We start from the raw sequence: 19,428 nt of genomic DNA on the forward strand, positions 1-19,428 counted from the left end.
GGGGCTTTGCTCCCGGGAGGCAGGAGCTTGTTGCTTCTGCCGGACCCGGGTGTGTAGCGCGGTTATTGTTTATTTGTTTGCGGAAGAACAGGCGGCCTGCAGGCCATCATCTCCTGATGCGGCACACTGGAGGATCAGCTTGTCGAGCAAAAGTCCGTTTTTTGCACGTTTTGCATTGGTGATACGGTCTGTCAGCAAAGAGCGATCGTCGAATGCTTCCTGCTCTGTTGCCATATAGGTTTCCGCCTCGTCCGTTTTCCCTGCTTTGGAGAGCTTTTCTCCCCACATACGGGCAATGGGCAACGTGACGTCATCACGATGAGCCGCTTCGTCCAGAAGCTGCCCGCTCTGCTTCTGCTGCCCGAGATGTGTATCCGTGACCGCTGTCAGATAGATCCAGTCCTGACTGGAATTCAGAGGCGCGCCTACTCTGGCAAGCGTCTTATGGGCCTCTCCCCAGTTTTGTACGGCGATTTCTTCTGTCGCGGTCTGGAGTAACCGGCTTTGTTTCAGGAAGGTCATGACAGGTTTGCTGTTCACCCATGCGAGAAAGGGTTTGTTTTTCAGCATGACCACGTCGCGGTCACTATACTCCCGGTTAATGTAACGGGAACTGGCGGCTTCCCGGTCTGCTGCGTGAGGGTGCTCCTGAGTGACGGTGTTGAGTTCGTTGATGACGGAGGCATCAAGCGCGTCACCACGTTTTGATGTCATGGTAAAATTATCGACGTGGAAGGATGTTTGTCCGTTTGCGACGGAGGCGGTTCTGCGCGCGGTATCGCGGGCGTCTTCAGCTTCCATTGCCTTGAAAACGGACAGGGCGGTATCAACAGAATAACCGGCTTTGCTCATCAGATCGACTGCAAGAGTGTCGGCTTCCTCTTCCTGTCCGCGCGTCCATGATGGAAATAACGCGGTATCGACAAGGATTTTTGTGCCCATGCTGGACAGGGCTGCCTGGGCGCCACTTACGGTTGCTCCCGCGAATTTTCCGCCAATCAGAGAGCCCCATTTCATGGCGTTGGACGCTACGTTCTTGATTTCCTTATTTTGCCTGTTGGCGACTGTGTGTCCCAGAAGGATGTGAGACAGTTCGTGGCCGAGAATAAAGGCCATGGTGTCTTCAGACTGTACTTCGGGGTGATCGTGAAAATAGCTTATGAGGCCGGCATTCAGGAAGATAGCGCCGTGGGCGGAGACATCCGAAGTGAAGTCTTCGACCGGAACGAGGTAGACCTGAGCATTCGGGCGAGGGCCCGGCCACTGAGCCAGAAGAGCATCGACGATCTGCTGAGGATAGGCCGTGAGCTGCGGGTCAATCACGACGCCGGTCGGGTGCGTGTTGGCCGGGCTGAAAAGATTTTGCAGGTTTGTGGTCGCCGGATAAGTGGCGGGAAACTGTACGTGATCAATGAAGCGACCTTTTTCCGGGATGCCGCCGCTGCAGCCTGAAAGCGTCAGGAGTGTCGACACAACGCTGATGGAGACAATGCTTTTTTTCATCTGATTATCGTCCGCTGCAACTGCTGCCGAGATTGTTTGTCGAGTTGGCGGATTCATCCACTGACCCGGAAATGATCTGCACACATGATGTTTCCGCCGGGGGCGCTGCTGTCAGATTTGTCTGTACGGCGGCGGCTCTGACCAGAACGACTCCCTGATCGGTCTGTACTTTCAGCATTCCACTTTTGTTGTCTCGTCCGATGATCGGATGCCCCACGAGGGACGTTGCGGAGAGCTGACCGTGCTTTGAATAATCCGTGCCATATACGGGGACGGTCGGGTTATCATAGGTTCCCGTAACCTGTGCGGCGGCAGCCGGGGCGGCTGTGGCGCTGAATATCGTGGAAGACAGCATGATGGCAGCCGCAACCGGCTCAAACGGAAAACGCACTGATTGATCTCCTGTTTTGTTAAGAGTTCTTATGAGGAATCGCTTTTTGAAAAAGAGAACAAAGAAAAACGATTCCGGATTCGATTACGTTGCAAACGGGGGCGACGAATTTGTTTCGCTCTTCCACGGCGTCTTCATTGTTGCGCATTGCAAACCAGAGAAGAAGCAGACCGATCCAGTCTGCATCAGGCCAGCGAAGGAAATTCTCGTTAATAAAAAAGCCGATTGCAGACACGCTGCTTACGAAGAGAAGCTGACCGCCCGGGCCACGTTCTTCCTCCTCTTTTCCGGTATTGTCTTTTGCTTCTGAGCGCAGCCGGAACGGACTGGCCCAGGTCAGGATGAAAAGAAGAAAGAGCAGCGCATACATTGATGCGATGTTTTGCCAGCCGTTCCATGTTTCTCTGGTCGAGACATCAATGGTTGCCATCGCCCCGGTCAGACCTGCGAGAATGGCTGTTTTTCCTAAAAACCGGACGACAAAAAAGCGATTCCGCTCAGACTGCATGGCTGACGGGAGCTGTGCCGCGGTGTCTTCTGTTACCGGGATTTGTTTGTTGTTTCTGAATGATGTTTGCCATGGGCGGAGCGGCAGATATGCCATGAGCGCCCGCCGTTTTCTTCTCAGCCAGCGTCTGTGAACCGGAAACCGGCTGACGCACCAGAGGCTGAACAGCACCCACACTATGGCTTCGGATATTTCTGCCCGGTCCGGTGTCAGGATTTTAAGTGGAACTTCAGCAGGTTCATGGAAATATCTGGTTCCGTAAACCATGAGATTATCGAACGCCATGGCATGGACGACAGCACCTGGCATACGACCGAGCAGGGGAATAAGCTGATCATCATGCTGATCCCGCAGGTCCGTTCCGTAAAAAACGGCACGGTCCGTCAGGAGGGTGGCGAGAGCCGGAGCGCCTTCTTTTGTGCCATGGCCGCGTTCATTGAGCTGTTCCGCACCGATTGTCAGCGGATAAGGGAAGAAATATTCCTTTGTTGGTTTGGTGTAAGCAAGAGCGTAGCGGCTGGCGAGAAGAAGCGATTGCTCAAGACGAGAGCATCCGAAACCATGCTGTTCCAGGCAGGATGTTTGCCATGCTACGGGAAGAGGATGACCTTCCGGATCTTTCGACTGTCCGAGATTGCTGACGATGGATTGCTGCGGATCGACATTCAGACCCCAGTGAATGACCATGGGAGAACTGAAATTTTCCGCTTCAAAGGGGCCACAACGATTTTTCCAGCTTCCTTCGCAAAGCGCGGCATAAAGTGCGTAAGCAGGGCTGGCAGCTACCGGAGCTTTCTCCTCCGGTTCTGATCCGTGGGAGTTTTCGTTTTCTTTCTCGCCTGCTTCCTGTTCCTGCAGCAACGGATAGGTGCCGTTTTGCCGGATTCCATCGCTGTACACGCCGAATGGCGTCAGGGGTTCAGGGAGAGCTGGCTGTGAATTGCTGTCATCGCCACGTGCAAAGAGGAGCGGCACCCCCATGCGTCGTGCCCGGTCAAGCAGCGGTGCGAATTGCTGAAAGGACTCTCCGGGGCGTTCGCGTGTCATCCGGAAATCAACGAAAATAGCGGCCGGGCGGGCATCCAGGATCTGATTCAGGACAGCGATATGGCGTGCGTAGGAAAATGGAAACGACGTATCGAATTTATCCAGGGTGTTCCCATTGATTGTGACGACCGCTGCATTCCGGTGTGTTTCGCGGGCCGACATTCCATAAAACGGTGTCGTAGCCGCGTTGAACAGGACAGCAGAGGAGTGTTTCGTTGCTGTTTCGAGACCCAGTGGATCAAGAAATTTGTAGATCAGAAAAAAGACGATCATCACAGAGACGTAGATGGCGTCTCTGACGGGAGAAGGAAGTTTCCCGCCGGAGGAATGTGTTACTCGCACCGTATGGATCCGCTAATGACGTTAGCCGCAGAAAGGACGGCTCATGCAGATGTAATGACAAGAATTTAACAAAAGGCAACGTTTTGTCTTTGTTTTGATCTGGGTTGTGCCGGATATTATCCGGTTTTGAAAATGAATTCAAAAAGATTGTTGTTTCACAAGAAGACTTTTAAATATATATTTTAAGAGAATATTTTATGAACTACGCGGCTGGTAAACAGGCGCTCTTTTCTGATCTCTTCATGCCCGAAGACATACGCTGGTGACGCTGCACCGGTCTTTCCGGGTTCCGACTGTTGCGGACACTGTCCGAACCTGGAAAGTGGACCAGGAAACCTGCTTCGATTTGTTCAATAAGCGGGTTTCCGGAAGTCAGCGGTCTGTCTGAAACGCCGGTTCCATCAGGCTGCGGACAAGGTCGAGGTCGGCTGGTTTGTCGACGTCCACGGCGGCGCGGCCGTCTGGCATGAAGACGAAGCGGGCTTTGGCGCCGGTCAGCTGGGTGATGCGCGCGAGCAGGGCTTTTGTGTCCAGTCGCTTCAGCAGAAAGCGCAGGAGGATGGTCGGACCGAGGAGCCAGCCCATGCGGAGCGGATGTTTGCGTTCGCGCTCGACCCGTTGCCAGAGTGCGGCGACTCTGGCGGAGACGGGGGTGCGGAACAGGAAGAGGTTGCAGCCGGAGAAGGCGACATCCGACAGGCGGATGAAGGTGCGGGCTGTTCCGGGCACGTCGCGGGTGACGATGTCTTCTTTTGCGACACTGACGGCGACATCAGCCTGGCCGGCGCCAGCCAGGAAGGCTTCGGTCCAGGCGGGTTGCAGGAGCGGGTTATCGGCGGTTGTGACCAGGAGGGGCGTGCCGAAGCGCTGAATGGCGGCGAGGACGCTGGCGCTGGGGCCGGCGGCTGCGGCGATGGTGTCGATGCCGGGCGGAAGAATGCCGGTCAGGATTTCGGGGGTTTCGATGCAGACGACGATGCGGGCAATGCCGGGGGTGGCGCGTAGGCTGTCGATGACGTGACGGATCATCGGTTTGCCGGCGATCGGGATCAGGGCCTTGTGCGAGAGGCCGGCGGCCACGGCCATCGGGTCCGCGGCGCCGGCGCGGGAGCCGGCGAGGACGAGGGCGGTGAGGGTCGGCGTGCTCACGCGACCTGCCTGCTGTTCCGCTGCGGGTTGCGTTCGCTCTCCGGGCGGGAGGCGCCATCCGGGCGGTCTTTGGGCGCGTGGCCGGTCAGGCGCATGACCCACGGGTAACGTTTTGCCTGCTCGATCGTGTAGCCGAGATTGAAGACGGTCGGGCTGCGACCGCGGCTGCGGGCATCGACGTAATAGGTGCCGAGGGCGCGATCGACGACATAGCTGGTGATGCCGAAATTACCATCTTCATCATGGAAGTGATGCAGGACGTGGTACGCTTTCATGCGCTGAATCCAGCGGGCGCGGGGTTTGTAGTTCAGGTGCTGGATGCAGTGGAAGAACTCGTAGATGCAGGTGATGGTCACGCCGGTGCAGAATGCTGTTGCGGCGGCTCCCGGACCGCCGATGAGCCAGCCGACGGGGATGGTGATGGCGCCGATGGTGGGCAGCGTGGTGGCCGGACCACCGAACAGGACATCCAGCAGATGCGGATCCTGATGGTGATCGAAGTGGATGCGTTTCCACAGAGCGGCTGTGAAGCGGGATTTGTAGAGCAGATGTCCGTGCAGGATATAACGGTGCAGGAGATACCAGACCACGGGATAGATCAGCATCACGGCGAGGACTGCGGTGAGCGTCGGTCCCTCGCCAGCGAAGAAATGGATGGCGAGGGCGAAGCTGATGGCGATCAGGGCGAAATACAGCAGGATCGTCGGATAAGTGAGATAGGCGATCCAGAGCTGACGCAGGTTCATCTTGCCGAGATCGAAGCTGCGCCCGGACCGGATGGACGGGTTCCGTAAGGTGCCACTCATTTATCTTCGTTCCTTAAAAGCGCGGTTCCGGCGGCCAGGGTGAATATGATCAGGCCCGGGACGGTCGCGACTGGTGCTGGCAGGAGTCCTGCGTTGCCCATCGCGCGGAACATGCCCTGCACGATGATAAAGAGCAAACCGGCGCCGAGGCACCACACGGGCAGCCAGCTTCTGAGCCCTGTGCGGGGGGGGATATAGATTACAGACATGGCGAGCAACAGCATGACGATGAGGGAGAGGGGGCGCAGGAAGCGTTCAAATAATGTGGCGCGGAGGTAACCTGGCGTGAGGTTTGTTGCGGCCCGGCCATGCAGCGCCTTGAGGATCAGGTTTGAAGAAAGGGGAGAGGAGTCGAGCGACAGGCGGAGCATGTCGGTGGGTCCGAACGGGTTGATCCAGCGGGCTTCCGGGCTGGTGTCGTCGTCAGCGGTAGCGTCGAGGCTGGCGAAAGAGACGCTGATGCAGCGGATGTCATGCAGGGTCCAGCCCTGCTCGCTGTGATGAGCGTGGTCGGCGTGCAGGGTTCGCAGGAGACGGCCTGACGCATCGCGGTCGTAGAGGTCGATTTCGTAAGCATCGTGTCCGGCATGGGTGACATAGCCGATATGGGCGAGTTCGCTGGCGGTGGGCGCCGGGCTGGTGGCTGCCATACCGCAGGTGCTGGCCTGGCCGCGAGGGACATGGAACCAGAAGGCATGTCCGTCCTCCGGATGCGGGTCGCTGCGATTCCACCAGGAGGCGAGAGCCAGTTCGGTGCGGGGCGTGATCTGATCTTCGAGAACGATGCCGAAGAGGCCGATGGCCAGTGTGGCGGGGATGAGCAGACGCAGGAAACCGACGGGCGACAGGCCGGAGGCGCGGAGGATGGCGACCTCGCTGTTGACGGTCATCTGCGTGAGCATGAGCAGCATCCCGATCAGCACGCTCAGCGGAAGCGCTGTCTGCATCATGGCGGGCAGATGGAGCGCCATGTAGGTCAGCACGCCGGCCAGACCGAGATGGCGCCGCAGGATGGGCGTCATCTGTTCGAGCAGAGCGAGGATTTCCATGAGCGCGATGAGAATTCCGCAGCACATGGCGGCGCGGGATATCAGCGAGACCGAGAGGTAACGCAGCAGGACGTGTCTCGGGCCGCGGGCAATGGACTGGCTGGTCATGCCGTGGCGTCCGGTGCGCTGACAGATGGTGTCGTGGTTGCGGGGATGACGCGGCGGATGGGCAGGATGCTGGCACGGTAAAGCAGGAGCAGAGTGCAGCCGGCGCAGAACAGGATGGTCGGGGGCCAGATGACGGTCAGGGCGGAGGCGCGACCATTGGCCACCAGGCTTTCCCCGAGCTGGAGGAGGTGATCGTAGGTCAGCAGGATGGTGACGGCGACGGCGAGGCCGGCGCTGCCGCGTTTGCGTTTGCCGATCACGGCGAGAGCGACGGCCAGGACGGGAATGAAGGGGATGGACAGGCTTCGTGCGAGACGGAAGTTCAGCTCCGCGCGCATGGAGGGGACCGGGATGGGGATGTCGGCGACCTGTGTTTTCGGAATGGGTTTGTCGTCTGCGGCGTGTGGCTGCCCCGATGACGGGGCCGGCGCGGAGGACGTTGCGACCGGGAGTGGCGCGGGGAGCTGAGCGGCCTGGTCGGCGTTACTGTGCCGCCGGTGTTTTCTGGCGTGGATCTGTCTGGCCAGTTCGGAAGAGGTCAGTTCGCGTTCGTCATCGCCGCGTTCGCGAAAGGACGTGGCACGGGAGTGACTGATCAGTCGGGTGGCATGATCGAAGGTGGTGACTGTCGGGTCCATATCCGGTCTGACGGTCAGTATTGCGCCGTCGGTCAGTTCGATCTGGACCTCGCCTCTGGCCGTATCGGAACGAATGGTGCCGGATCGGGCGGTGATGTCGCGTTCCCGATCTTCGCTGAAATCGCGGATGAACACGCTGGTCAGATGCGAGCCGGCCTGATCGACGTGGTCGGCGGTCAGCATGAGGGCTGGCGAGGGGGAGGCGAGCATTCCGGATTGCAGTACGGGCGACCAGCCGGCGTGGCTGGCGAGATAGAACCCCTGCCGGAACTGATAGCGGGCATGGGGCTGGATATAGCCGTAAAGCAGCAGCGAGAGCAGACCGATGACGGCGCCGGCAATGGCGAAGGGGCGACAGAGACGGGCGAGCGAGACGCCGCTGCTCATCAGGGCGTCGATCTCGTCGTTTTCGCTCATGCGCCGGATGACGGCGAAGACGGCGACGCAGAGTGCGGCGGGCAGGGCCAGGCCCATGTAGTGCGGCATCAGATCGGCCAGAAGCCGGATCAGGGTGAAGAACGGGCTGGCTTCGGAAGCGAGAACATTCAGCAGTACCAGCAGGCGTTCGAGCAGCAGCGCGAGGAGGACGACTGATACCGCGATGGTGAAAGGCGGAATTGTCTGGCTGAGCAGATAAACGTCGAGTGTTCCGGGGCGGGCCCAGGAGGGCAGACGTGCGAGGGGCGGTCTGTATCGCTGTTTATCGCCCGTTTCCTGGCCGACGCTCACGCGAGGGGCGCTCCGTGCGCGGTTCTGGCCGGGGTCACATCCGGTGCGGTGCGGGCGGGGCGCGTGTAGTTGCGGGTCATATAGTCATGGAGGGTGCCCTGAGTGTCGAGACGACGGGCACGGATGGCGATGGTCCAGTTCTCCGGCGTGCTGCGTTCGATGGCGATGTGGTTCCAGCCGGCGGCGGTCCCGGATCGTCCGGGGCGGTGTGAAGCGGAGGTGACGCCGATAACCGGGATGTCGGACTCCGGCAGAGTTGAGAAGGTGCCTCTGTGAGAGTGACCGTGCAGGATCAGTTCCGCGCCGGCGTTGCGGACGACCTGGGTGAAGCGATCGATATCACGGAGGGCTTTGCGCCAGACCACGAGGTCGTGTCGTGGCGGGTGATGGATCATCACCACGCGGCAGAGGCCTTCGGCGCCGGTGCGGGTCAGGATATCGGCGAGTTTTTCGGCCTGGGTCTCCCCCATCATCCCGGAAGCGAAGAAGGGCGCGGTTGGCACGGCGGAACTGAGGCCGATGAGCGCGACGTCATGGATACGGGTCACGAGAGGCTCGTCGGGAGCGGTCATTCCGCCATACGGAGCCCAGAGGCCGGGGCCATCAGCCCAGGGGATCGGCGTGAGAGCGTCGTGGTTGCCCGGGATGACGGCGACGGGAAGGCTGAGCTGACTGAGCCAGAGTCTGGCGGCACGGAATTCGCGTGGTGTGCCGAGATTGGTCAGGTCGCCGGTGATGGCGAGGGCGTCGGGCCTGCTGGCCTCAATGTCGCGCAGGACAGCGGTGAGGGCGCTGAGCGTGTGAATGTGCCGGCGGCGGAGATGCCAGGACAGCAGACTGAGTGCTCGCTTGCTGGCGAGGCTTCGGAGCGCCGGTGCGGCCGGAGTGGGGATATGGAGGTCGGAAAGATGGGCCAGAACGGCGGACAAGACTGTGTTCCTGACCTGCGGTGGGGAAATATGGTACCGACTGGCCCCCTGCCGGGAAGACCGGTGTGATTTTGCTGTGCATCGATCCCTCAAATGACGGGGCTGATCAAGTGTTTCGACTTCACTTCTGTTTTCAGAGTTTGGCAGACAGGGCTGCTTTCGCAGTCTGGCTCCGGAATAACCTGTCGGTTTTCGGAGGTATGCGGTCTTTGGAGCGAAGCCCCGAGGCTGTGCGGGCAATGCTGACGTGTGATTTTCGGGGGAGTTCAGAGGTGTTTCCGCGCTGGAATGTGACAATGCGTGCTGGTGTGTCTATATGACGCGCGCCAGTTAAGGCGAGTCGTCCGGGCGTTGAGGCGCGGCGATCCTGTTCAGGCCGTGTGGAACGGCCGCCCCGAAACCGCGGATTGTCGAGTGCCTGCACGCCTTGCTCTGATTCATAATCCGCGCAGTCGCCGCAATCTGCGCGATGCGGATGCTTTTGCAGCGCAGGCGGGAAAGCAGTTTGGGCCGCTTTTTATTTCTCCCGACAATCGCGACGAACTGGCGCATGAGATCAGGCAGCTCGCGGCGCTGGATGTACGTTTTATTGTTGTGAACGGTGGCGACGGCACGGTGAGTGATGTGCTGAGTGCCATTCTGGCCTGCTATCCTGCTGACCGCATGCCCGCTCTTGCCATCCTGCCTTCGGGGAATACCAACCTCATTGCTAATGATGTGGGATGTCGTTTCCGTGGCGTGCAGGCGCTGAAGCGATTGCAGGATCGGGCCGTGGCCGGAACCCTGCTGGAGGGGGCGAACTGGCGGCAGCCGGTTGTCGTGTCCTGGACGGATGCCGGACGGACGCCGGTCGCGGGAATGTTCTGCGGACTGGCCGTGTTCACGCGTGGCATTGAGCTTGCGCATAATCCGGCGATTCTTGAGCGATATTCCCACGATACTGCGGTTTTTGCGACGGTTCTTTCGGTGATCTGGCGGCTTTTACATCGGAAGACACGGCGTGAATGGCTTGATGGCACGCCTATGACACTTTCCATTGATGGCGGGACGCCGGATGCGCGTCCGCGTTTTCTGTTCCTCTGCACGGGGCTGCATCGTCTGTCACGCGGGGTATGGCCGTTCTGGCAGGATCATGAGCCCCGGGGCGGGCTGTCCTATCTTGATATTCTGGGCCGGCCGCCTGCGCTGGCGCGGAATCTGTTTTGTGTGCTGCGTGGGCGGATTCCCGAGCGTCTGCGGCGGTCTTCGGCTTACCGGAGCGGCATGACCGGAGAGATTGCCATTAAGACGCGGGACCGTCTGGTTCTGGACGGAGAGGAACTCGACACGGGACCGGACGGGCATATCCGGCTGACGCAGGGACCGCGCATCGCCTTTATCCGGGCGTGAGGCGTGGAGAAGGAAGACAGACGCAATGACCATACCGGATCGGGAAGATGGTGCGCTGCGGGCGGCGGGGATTGTGGCGCGGACGATCGTCGGGGAACTGACGGCGCCTGTTCCTGCCGCTGTTACGTCTTTTGTTGAGGGGATCGTCGGGCAGGCGCGGCCGCTGGGTGTTCTGTTTTATGGATCGGTGGTCCGGGCTGTGGCGAACGGGGCCGTGGCGGCTGATCCGTCGCTGCTCTCCGAGGGTATTCTCGATTTCTATGTGATTGTGGAGCGGCAGGCGGACTGGCCACGCGGCTGGCTGGCGCGGGCGGCGAATGCGGTTCTGCCGCCGAATGTCGAATATCATGAGCGGGTGGTCGACGGGCAGGTGTTGCGGGCCAAGGTTGCGATCCTGAGTCTGCGGCAGTTTCGGCGCATGACGAGGCCTGGCAGTCGGGATATTTCGGTCTGGTCACGGTTCTCCCAGCCGGTGCGGCTGGTCTGGGTTCGTGATTCCGAAGTGGCGGATGCGATTCTGCGCTGTGTGGTTCGCGCGGTGGGGACGGCGGCGTTGTGGGCGGCGAAGCTGGGGCCTGAGCGCGGCGTGCCCGAGGCGTACTGGGAGGCGCTGTATCGGCGAACTTATGGTGCGGAACTTCGGGTTGAATCGGGGGATCGTTCCCGGCGGCTGGTCGAGGGGGAGGGCTCGCGTTTCGAGCGGCTGCTGGCGGCATCATGGGTGGCGGGCGGACTTCGTGACGCGGCCCGTGATGGCGGGGATCTGGTGTCGGGTCTGTCCGCGACCGGGCGGCAGATGGCGGTGCATCGCTGGAAAGCACAGACCCGGTTCGGGCGTCCGCTGAATGTGGCGCGGCTGATCAAGGGGGCGTTCACCTTTGCGGGCGGAGCGCGCTATCTGGCCTGGAAGATCGAGCGGCATAGTGGCATTCCTGTGCCGTTGACGCCTTTTGCCGAGCGGCATCCGCTGCTGTGTGCTCCGGCTGTGTTGTGGCGGCTTATGCGGGCCGGGGTATTTTCGCGCTGATCGTCTGTAAAATGGTGGATGATACACCCGGGTACTTATCTGGACCGCGCGTGATTTCATTGTAAGATTGTAATTATTGCCGGTTCTGACGGGGCTGGCTGTTCTGGACCGGAGATTTGTCGCATGGCGCAATCAGCGCTCGTTCTTGGTGGTGGCATGGTGGGTGTCTGCACGGCATGGCATCTTCGCGAGCGAGGGTATGATGTTACCCTTGTTGAGCGTGGTGTGCCGGGGCGTGAGACGTCTTATGGCAATGCGGGGCTGATTCAGCGTGAGGCGGTCGAGCCGTATGCGTTTCCGCATGATGTGCTGAAGCTGGCGCAGGTGGCGTTGCAGCGCGGCAATGATGTGTCTTACCGGATGCGCGATCTGCTGGCGGTTGCGCCGCAGCTTGCGCGGTACTGGTGGAACTCCTTTCCGTCGCGGTATCGGGGTGTGGTGACGGGCTATGAGGCGCTGATTCGTCAGTGCCTGGTGGAACATGACCGGATGATTTCCGCATCCGGGGCGGACAATCTGATTTCCCGGCATGGGTGGAAGCAGATTTTCCGCACGGAGAAAGGGTTTGAGGCCGGTGCCGCGAAGGCGCGTTTGCTGACGCGCGAATTTGGGGTGGAAAGCCGGGTTCTGGATTCTGCGGGACTTGCGCGGGAAGAGCCTGCGCTGAAGCGGACGATGACGGGGGCGGTGCACTGGAGCACACCTTATAGCGTCAGCGATCCGGGCGGGCTGGTTGATCGGTACGCGGCGGCGTTTACGGCTGCGGGTGGCCGGATTGTGAAGGGCGATGCGCGGTCGTTGCGGATGGACGGATCGGGCTGGTGCGTGGATGCGCGGGACGGCACGGTTTCGGCTGAGCAGGCGGTGATTGCGCTGGGGCCGTGGTCGGATGTGGTGACCCGGATGCTGGGTTATCGGCTGCCGCTGTTTGTGAAGCGTGGGTATCACCGGCATTTCGGCTGGAAGGGTTCACTGAACACGCCGATGATCGACACGGAGGCCGGTGTGGCGATGCTGCCGATGGCGCTCGGGTTGCGGGTGACGACCGGGGCTGAGTTTGCTTTGCGGGATGCACCGCCGTCGATGAAGCAGATCGATGGCAGTGAACTTCTGGCGCGTGAGATGCTGGATCTTGGGGCTCCTGTGGAGGCGACGCCGTGGCTGGGGAGCCGTCCATGCACGGTGGATATGCTGCCGGTGGTCGGGCAGGCACCGTCACATCGTGGATTGTGGTTCCATTTCGGGCATGCTCATCAGGGTTTCACGCTTGGACCGGCGACGGGGCGGCTATGTGCTGAGCTGATGAATGGCGAGGCGCCGTATATTGATCCTTCGCCTTATCGGCCGTCGCGGTTCGGGCGGGCGGCTCAGGCTTAAAAGTCGTTCAGGCTTTGTCATGAAACCCACCAAAGGTCGCAGACCTTTGGAAACCATTTTATTATTAATCAATCGGGGTGCAGGGGCCTGCGGTCCCTGCCGGGTCCGGGCAGAGCCCGGGCTTCTTCCAGCTCTTTGAAAATTCAGGCTTCAACACGTCGCGCGAACAGAGCCTTTCCTTAGGCTCTGCGATCTTCGCCGGGTTTCAGGACCAGGTCCTGAGGCTCATGCTTCGGCCTTCAGGCTGGTCATGGCTTCCTGAAAGATCTCAATCGCGCAGTCGATCTGTTCCGGGGTGTGCGTGGCCATGACGGAGCAGCGCAGCAGCGGGTGATGGTCCGGTGTGGCCGGCGGCAGGCTCAGATTGACATAGAGGCCGAGCGTCAGGAGCTGATTCCACAGCGCGACGGCTTCGGGGATGGTATCCAGAACGACGGCGACGACCGGGCTGACGGTTTTTCCGGTTGTGAGGCCAAGTTTATTCAGGCCGCCGTGGAATTGTGCGGCGTTTTCCATAAGGCGGGTGCGCAGTTCCGGCTGAGCCTGCATGTCTTCCAGCGCCGCCATGGTTGCCGCGATGACTTCCGGCGGCAGGGAGGCTGTGAACATGTAGGGCCGGCAATGCAGGCGGACGAGATCCAGTTCCGGATGGTTGGAGACGCAGTAGCCACCGACGGTGCCGAGGCTTTTGGAGAAGGTGCCAACGATGAAATCGACATCCTTTTCGACGCCGGCGGCTTCGGCGACGCCTCGGCCGGTCGGACCCAGAACGCCGAAGGAATGAGCCTCATCGACGAGCAGGGTGGCGCCGGTCTCGCGTTTGACGGCTGCCATTTCCGCCATTGGCACGACGTTGCCGGTCATGGAATAGATGCCTTCGATGACGACAAGCTTTGCGCCCGGTGTGCCGTCGAGCCGTCGGAGACGCTTATGCAGGTCTTCCGGATCATTGTGGCGAAAACGAATGACCTGGGCGTGACCGAGACGGCTGGCGTCGTAGATGCTGGCGTGGCTGTCGGCGTCGAGCAGGAGATAATCGTCTTTTCCGGCCAGGGTCGAGATCATTCCCAGATTGGCCTGATACCCGGTGGAGAACACCATGCAGTGAGTCTGGCCAAAGAAGTCGGCGATGCGGCGTTCGAGCTGCTGATGGAGACTCTGGGTGCCGTTGGCGATGCGGGAGCCGGTGGTGCCGACGCCACGGGAGCGCACGGTCTCGCAGGCGGCTTCGATGGCGTGAGGAGACTGGCTCAGGCCGAGATAGTTATTGGTGCCGAACAGCAGTGTTTCGCGGCCTTCGATGAGTCCGACTGTCGAGGACAGCGGGCGCTCGATGACGACGTCGAAGGGGTTTCGGCCGCCGAGAGCTTTAAGCTCTTCCAGGCGGTGTTCGATACCGCGAAACTTGTCGAAGATGGTCATGCCGGATCAGGCGCCCTTTTTCAGAGAGACGATGCATGTGGCGAGATCGTCGATGGTGCGGATCTCGGCCAGCCGGTCGAGGGGGACGGAAACGTCCAGTTCGTCTTCAATTTCCATGACGAAATTCATCACGGCGAGGGAGTCGAACGCGAGGTCTTCCACGATCTTGCTTGAGCCGGTGATGTTGCGTGGCACCTTAGGGTTGGCAAGGAGCTTGTTAATAATCAGGACCGAGACATCCGGAACCGTTTCACTCATCGGGACACCTTACATTGGATTGGCGGGACGTCCTGTCACCGGCGCGAGACCGCTGAACGGGCGCGGTTATGACGGAAAAGACAGGCGGTCGCCAGCGAAATGTCATGATGGAGGGCTGCGCGCCTGTTCCCTCCGCTGGCTGAATGAGCCTGTGCGGGGGGAGGATCAGGCGGCGGAAGCCGTTTCTGCGGGTGCGTTGAAGGCGCCGGAGAGCAGCATTGTTTTCGCTTTGGCGCGGGTCAGTTTGCCCGAGGAGGTTTGGGGCAGGGAATGCGGAGGGACCAGCACGACCCTGACGTCCACACCATGAAGGCGACGGAACAGCCCGGTCACCTGCTCGCTCAGCGCGGCGCGGGCTTCCGGGGTGGTTGCGCGGCACTGCACGAGGGCCACGACTTTCTCGTGGTCATCCTCTTCGATGGAGAACACGGCGACATCGCGGCTGCGAAGGGTGTCGATCTCCGTTTCGGCGCACCATTCGAGATCCTGCGGCCAGATGTTGCGGCCATTGATGATGATGAGATCCTTGGCGCGACCGGTCACGACGATCTGGCCGTCGACCATGTAGCCAAGATCTCCGGTATCCAGCCAGCCGGTGCTGCTGAGGGCTTCGGCGCTCTCGGTCGGCAGGCGGAAATAACCACTCATCAGGCTTGGCCCGCGTACATAGATGGTTCCGACCCGGCGATCGTCGAGGACTTTACCTTTCGCGCTGCGAACCTGGATGTCATGGCCAGGCAACACGCGACCGCACAGGACGAAGGTACGCAACGAATGGGACGGGTCGTTGCTCGGGAGGGCGACACCTTCTGTTTCGAGATGACGAAGGTCGACCGTGTCGGTGCGGATGCCCTGCCCGAGAGGAGAGAAGCTGATGGCAAGCGTTGCTTCGGCCATGCCATAGCTGGCGACGAAGGCACGGGCATCGAAGCCCACTGAAGCGAAGCGCTCGCCGAATTCCTCAAGGATATGGGGACGGATCATGTCGCCGCCGATGCCGGCCACGCGCCAGCATGACAGGTCGATATCGGCCGATCCGGAACGGCGGGCGCAGAGTTCATAACCGAAGGACGGGCTGTAGGAGATCGTACCGCGATTGCGGGAAATCAGGTCCAGCCAGACATGCGGGCGACGGGCAAACTCCCGCGTTGGCAGCAGATCGACCGTGAGCTGGCAGGTCATCGGCGTCAGGAAGAAGCCGACGAGTCCCATGTCATGGTAGAGCGGCAGCCAGGAGACGCAGCGATCGCCGGTTTCGCGGACCTGCAGGCCGTCATGCGCGATGGAATGGGCGTTGGCCATGCCGGAGCGCTGCGTGACACAGATCCCTTTCGGGAAGCGCGTGCTGCCCGAGGAGAACTGGAGATAGGACAGCGCGTCCGGTTTGATTTTCGGCAGCGGGCGGGCTGGCGCCGGATATTCCATAAGCTGCGCCGGAGAGCCACCGAATTTCAGATTGAATCCGGCCGTGATGTCATCGGTCCAGCCAGCGATCAGGTCGGGTATGATGACGGCCGAAGCGTCGGAGGTTTCGATCATGCCACGGATGGTGGCGAGATAGGCCTCGCGTCCACCGAATGCGACGGGGAGCGGCATGGGAGTGGCCACGAGCCCCGCGTACTGGCAGCCGAAGAAGATGCGGGCGAAATCACCGTCACTCTCGGCGATCAGGCCGACGCGGTCGCCAGGTTTCAGGCCGAGGGCCAGCAGACGGAGCGCCATTTCCCGGGCCTGCTCACGGAGGGTGGCATAGGGCAGAGCTTCGAGCAGGATGCCGCGACCGGAATAGATATTGAAGCCGGCGGTTCCCTGAGCGGCGTAATCCAGTGCGTCCGTGAATGTGGCAAAATCACCGTAACGCCGCTTCTGACCAGACGGACTGGGAACAGGAGACGGTGTTGTGTCCTGAAAACCGGTTGGCACGGACGCGTTTTGAATACGGGATATGACAGTCATTCAGCTGGCCATTCTCAGGTAATCGACAATTGCATCGGCTCCGACAGGAGCGGTCGGTGTGTTGCCGTTTAAGTCGAAGGTGTCGCGTATATAGTCTTTTTGAGGATTTAGAAAACCGTCATGGGTTTCAAATGCCCGGGCGATGACGTCTTCGATCCCGTCTGTACTCTCTTCCACCTGTCCGAGAGTCCAGAAGCGGTAGCTTGGATCGTTCTGCCACGCGACATCGTGAGCGTTGAGAAACACGCAGGGGCGTGGCTTTACGAGGAACTCGGCGACCTGTGAACTGACATCTCCGAGATAGAGGTCGGCACCCATTGTGTAGGTCATGTCGAGACTGCGCGTGCTGCCGGTATCGATGAGCATGTGTTCATGATGACCGTAGGCCCGCTGGAGCTGTTCAATTTCTTTGCGACGGGTGTCGAACAGGCGGTAATGCGGTGCGAAGACCAGATTATAGCGGTCCTGTTTCGAGAAGTGGTTAAGAACCTCAAGTCCGAAGCGTGGCCATGAGGACAGGCTGCGGCTGAAATGGGGGTTGTAAAGAACAGTGGGGCGGTCGTTCTGAAACAGCTTTGGCCGCGTGGGCTGGAGTCTCTGCACCATGTCGAATTTGGCGTAGACGCCTGTTTTATAGTGTCCCGGGCGGATCGAGCCGTCGGCCAGAAGGCGCTGTTCGAGCTTGCGACCGGCCATCAGGACGTAATCAAACAGGCGGACGTCGCGGGCGAAGCCGATGGCGCGGTCTCCCGCGCCGTGGCGGGTCCAGACCAGGCGCGGGGTGGTGACGCCGAATTTACGCAGATACAGCGATGTCCGTTCGGGAACGACGATACTCTGAAATGTAGAGAAATAATTCTTGTTATAAAAAAGGCTCGCGACTTTGGAAATAACTGTGTGTCCGTGGCGTTCGACTTGCCGGCGAATGATTTTTGGCAGGTTGAGCAGGTCAAAGCTTACCCGTGACTCGGGATAGAACGATGCAAGGTACCTCGCGTAGTTGAGGTGTTCCTCGGTCGCACAGGCGATATGCACCTCCACGTCAGAGTGACGCCGGGCGGCTTCCATTGCGATTGGCAGGGAATGGAGCGTCTGGTGGGGTTGGGCGATATAAGGAAAAAGGATACGCATCAGAGAATTACGCATTATTCCATAGTTCGGCTGTCCGGCGGGGAAGACACTGTGTCTTTCATCCGCAGGACGAAACCCAGTTGCATCAGAACAAGAAATACAGTTGCGGCAAGTATAGCCGGCCCTGCTCCATCAAGTCCGTACCAGTCGAGCGTGATGACGAGAAGAGGCAGATAAAGCAATGCATCCACGCTTCTGGCGACGATCACGGCCCTGATCCGGCGCATGGTGAACAGCAACGGCTCAAGAGGCAAACCCCATATGGCAATGACTTCGGCTGCAAGCAACCACAGGGTCACGGGCAGGGCTTCGGTTCCGTGAGGTCCGATGACCAGTCTGAGGGCCGGTCCTCCGAGGAACCAGGCCAGGGCCAGTAATGTGCTCCCCAGAGCCCCGGCAGCCAGGGCTGCGCGGAGGGCGAGAGCGTAGAGGCTGCCTGTGTTCCGCTCGGTCCGGAGCCGCGCCATTTCCGGATAAAGCGTCGATTGTACAAGGATCGCGGGCTTGGCGATGCCTGCGGCGAGCTGGCTTCCGATACGATAATAGCTGGCACTGACGGGGCCGAGCATTCCACCGATAATGAGCGTTCCGATGTGGCTGAATGCGAGGGTTAATGTCGTATTAATGTTCGTTGTGATGGCGAACTGCCAGATGCCGGGGAAGCTTTTTCCGAGGCGGCCATGAAACAGGTCGTTACGCAAAGTGATGTCGCTTGTGAAGATTCCGGACAGAAGTTGCGCTTTCGCGAGTTGTTGCAGGGCAAACAGGTTGAGAATCGCGGCGGCCATCACGTCGGCGGTGATCCATATGAGCGTCATGGCGATCAGGCTGCCATGTGTGACCCATAAGATGAGTGTCCCCGCGAGGCGCACAACCGTGGCGACGATGCTTTGCGCCGAGATGAGTTTGTACTGGTCGAGGAGGCGGAGGATCCCGGTTGGTGTGGCTGACGCCATGAACGGGATCGACAAACAGTAAAGAGGGCCGAGTGTGGAAAGAGACGCGGGCCACCCGAGCCATGCGCGTCCGAGGCTCGTGATGGCGATGCCAAGGACCATACCCGTGATGCCGCTGATGGCGTCCAGGACGAAACTGAACCGGATGATTCTGTGGAAGCCGGATGTATCTTTCGCCGCGAGGGCGCCGCTGCCGAAATTCAGAACGGTCTGCCATGACTGGAATGTCACCACGTCAGCGAGTGTGCGGGCGAAGGCATAGAGAAGAACGACGAGCCCGAAATCGTATGCGCCGAGAAGGCGGACGGCGAGCGATGTGTGAAGCAGCGCCATCGGGGCGTTAAGGGCGCGCCCGGCCATAAGGGTACTGACGTTCCTTACGATCCGTCTCTGTGGGGAGATGGGGCGTCCGGTCGATTCCTCGATGGCGGGGATCTGGTTTTCGGGGCTGTTGTCGCGGTTTTCGGGCATAGCGCGGGGTATGTTCGATTCCGGCGCGTGGGGCAACGGGCAGGTCAGTGGTCTTTTTATATCGTGATTCTGGCGGTCTTCTGCGGTTCGGATGTGTGGGGTGGAACTTTTATGAAGTTTTTGTCGATAGTGGTGTTGACGGTAGGTGATGAGGGGCCTTATACCCCGCTTCACCGCAGCGGCGGGGCCTTGAAACGCTCTTCTGGTTCGGGTAAAGTCTTCAGCCCTTTGGGGTTTAAGGT

At 60.2% G+C, this 19,428-nt stretch carries 16 protein-coding genes; 3 read left to right on the forward strand and 13 right to left on the reverse strand.

All coding sequences use genetic code 11. From position 1 onward, the window contains the following. Positions 1–69: 69 nt before the first annotated feature. The 8 genes from GOB85_RS10115 to GOB85_RS10150 all read right to left on the reverse strand — a co-directional run bounded on the left by GOB85_RS10115 (position 70) and on the right by GOB85_RS10150 (position 9,199). On the reverse strand, positions 70–1,503 hold the full coding sequence (locus tag GOB85_RS10115) for a M48 family metalloprotease (protein ID WP_173577423.1): 1,434 nt from the start codon (positions 1,501–1,503) through the stop codon (positions 70–72). 4 nt (positions 1,504–1,507) lie between these two features. Next, complete coding sequence (locus GOB85_RS10120) at positions 1,508–1,894, reverse strand: hypothetical protein (RefSeq protein WP_173577424.1); 387 nt, start codon at positions 1,892–1,894, stop codon at positions 1,508–1,510. A gap of 19 nt (positions 1,895–1,913) precedes the next feature. Beyond that, positions 1,914–3,791 carry a CHASE2 domain-containing protein gene (locus GOB85_RS10125; protein WP_173577425.1) on the reverse strand — a complete coding sequence of 626 codons (1,878 nt, stop codon included), beginning with the start codon at positions 3,789–3,791 and terminating at the stop codon, positions 1,914–1,916. A 372-nt stretch (positions 3,792–4,163) separates the two neighbouring features. Continuing rightward, entirely contained in the window at positions 4,164–4,940 is a 777-nt protein-coding gene (locus tag GOB85_RS10130; RefSeq protein ID WP_173577426.1) for an NTP transferase domain-containing protein, read from the reverse strand. After that, complete coding sequence (locus tag GOB85_RS10135; protein WP_173577427.1) at positions 4,937–5,746, reverse strand: sterol desaturase family protein; 810 nt, start codon at positions 5,744–5,746, stop codon at positions 4,937–4,939. Before GOB85_RS10135 ends, GOB85_RS10130 begins: the two co-directional genes overlap by 4 nt. Continuing rightward, entirely contained in the window at positions 5,743–6,903 is a 1,161-nt protein-coding gene (locus GOB85_RS10140) for an LptF/LptG family permease (RefSeq protein WP_173577428.1), read from the reverse strand. Before GOB85_RS10140 ends, GOB85_RS10135 begins: the two co-directional genes overlap by 4 nt. Beyond that, entirely contained in the window at positions 6,900–8,270 is a 1,371-nt protein-coding gene (locus GOB85_RS10145; RefSeq protein ID WP_173577429.1) for an LptF/LptG family permease, read from the reverse strand. The genes GOB85_RS10140 and GOB85_RS10145 overlap by 4 nt, the downstream gene beginning before the upstream one ends. Continuing rightward, entirely contained in the window at positions 8,267–9,199 is a 933-nt protein-coding gene (locus GOB85_RS10150) for a metallophosphoesterase family protein (RefSeq protein WP_173577430.1), read from the reverse strand. The genes GOB85_RS10145 and GOB85_RS10150 overlap by 4 nt, the downstream gene beginning before the upstream one ends. 414 nt (positions 9,200–9,613) lie before the next feature. Between GOB85_RS10150 and GOB85_RS10155 the strand changes: the two genes are divergently transcribed. The 3 genes from GOB85_RS10155 to GOB85_RS10165 all read left to right on the forward strand — a co-directional run bounded on the left by GOB85_RS10155 (position 9,614) and on the right by GOB85_RS10165 (position 12,992). Next, entirely contained in the window at positions 9,614–10,588 is a 975-nt protein-coding gene (locus GOB85_RS10155; RefSeq protein ID WP_173577431.1) for an acylglycerol kinase family protein, read from the forward strand. A 25-nt stretch (positions 10,589–10,613) separates the two neighbouring features. Beyond that, positions 10,614–11,615 carry a hypothetical protein gene (locus tag GOB85_RS10160; RefSeq protein ID WP_173577432.1) on the forward strand — a complete coding sequence of 334 codons (1,002 nt, stop codon included), beginning with the start codon at positions 10,614–10,616 and terminating at the stop codon, positions 11,613–11,615. Between the two features lie 123 nt (positions 11,616–11,738). Beyond that, positions 11,739–12,992, forward strand: coding sequence for an NAD(P)/FAD-dependent oxidoreductase (locus tag GOB85_RS10165; protein ID WP_173577433.1), 1,254 nt, complete (start codon positions 11,739–11,741; stop codon positions 12,990–12,992). A 225-nt stretch (positions 12,993–13,217) separates the two neighbouring features. On the opposite strand, the gene spt is transcribed toward GOB85_RS10165, so the two are convergent. From spt to GOB85_RS10190, 5 genes are all read right to left on the reverse strand, one after another. Next, entirely contained in the window at positions 13,218–14,414 is a 1,197-nt protein-coding gene (gene spt, locus GOB85_RS10170) for a serine palmitoyltransferase (RefSeq protein WP_173577434.1), read from the reverse strand. Positions 14,415–14,420: 6 nt separating this feature from the next. Next, on the reverse strand, positions 14,421–14,672 hold the full coding sequence (locus tag GOB85_RS10175) for an acyl carrier protein (RefSeq protein WP_173577435.1): 252 nt from the start codon (positions 14,670–14,672) through the stop codon (positions 14,421–14,423). Between the two features lie 165 nt (positions 14,673–14,837). Continuing rightward, a complete protein-coding gene (locus GOB85_RS10180) occupies positions 14,838–16,628 on the reverse strand; it encodes a fatty acyl-AMP ligase (protein WP_173577436.1) in 1,791 nt (596 codons plus the stop codon). Further along, entirely contained in the window at positions 16,629–17,759 is a 1,131-nt protein-coding gene (locus GOB85_RS10185; protein ID WP_173577437.1) for a sensor domain-containing protein, read from the reverse strand. Positions 17,760–17,773: 14 nt separating this feature from the next. Then, positions 17,774–19,222, reverse strand: a complete 1,449-nt coding sequence (locus tag GOB85_RS10190; protein WP_242011430.1) for a lipopolysaccharide biosynthesis protein — start codon at positions 19,220–19,222, stop codon at positions 17,774–17,776. Positions 19,223–19,428: the final 206 nt, after the last annotated feature.

The organism is Acetobacter fallax, assembly GCF_011516735.1.
Lineage (GTDB): Bacteria > Pseudomonadota > Alphaproteobacteria > Acetobacterales > Acetobacteraceae > Acetobacter > Acetobacter fallax.

Coding starts and splice junctions, on each gene's coding strand:
- GOB85_RS10115 (WP_173577423.1), bottom strand. CDS start 1,503: ATGAAAAAAAGCATTGTCTCCATCAGCGTTGTGTCGACACTCCTGACG.
- GOB85_RS10135 (WP_173577427.1), bottom strand. CDS start 5,746: ATGAGTGGCACCTTACGGAACCCGTCCATCCGGTCCGGGCGCAGCTTC.
- GOB85_RS10140 (WP_173577428.1), bottom strand. CDS start 6,903: ATGACCAGCCAGTCCATTGCCCGCGGCCCGAGACACGTCCTGCTGCGT.
- GOB85_RS10160 (WP_173577432.1), top strand. CDS start 10,614: ATGACCATACCGGATCGGGAAGATGGTGCGCTGCGGGCGGCGGGGATT.
- GOB85_RS10165 (WP_173577433.1), top strand. CDS start 11,739: ATGGCGCAATCAGCGCTCGTTCTTGGTGGTGGCATGGTGGGTGTCTGC.
- spt (WP_173577434.1), bottom strand. CDS start 14,414: ATGACCATCTTCGACAAGTTTCGCGGTATCGAACACCGCCTGGAAGAG.
- GOB85_RS10175 (WP_173577435.1), bottom strand. CDS start 14,672: ATGAGTGAAACGGTTCCGGATGTCTCGGTCCTGATTATTAACAAGCTC.
- GOB85_RS10180 (WP_173577436.1), bottom strand. CDS start 16,628: ATGACTGTCATATCCCGTATTCAAAACGCGTCCGTGCCAACCGGTTTT.
- GOB85_RS10185 (WP_173577437.1), bottom strand. CDS start 17,759: ATGCGTATCCTTTTTCCTTATATCGCCCAACCCCACCAGACGCTCCAT.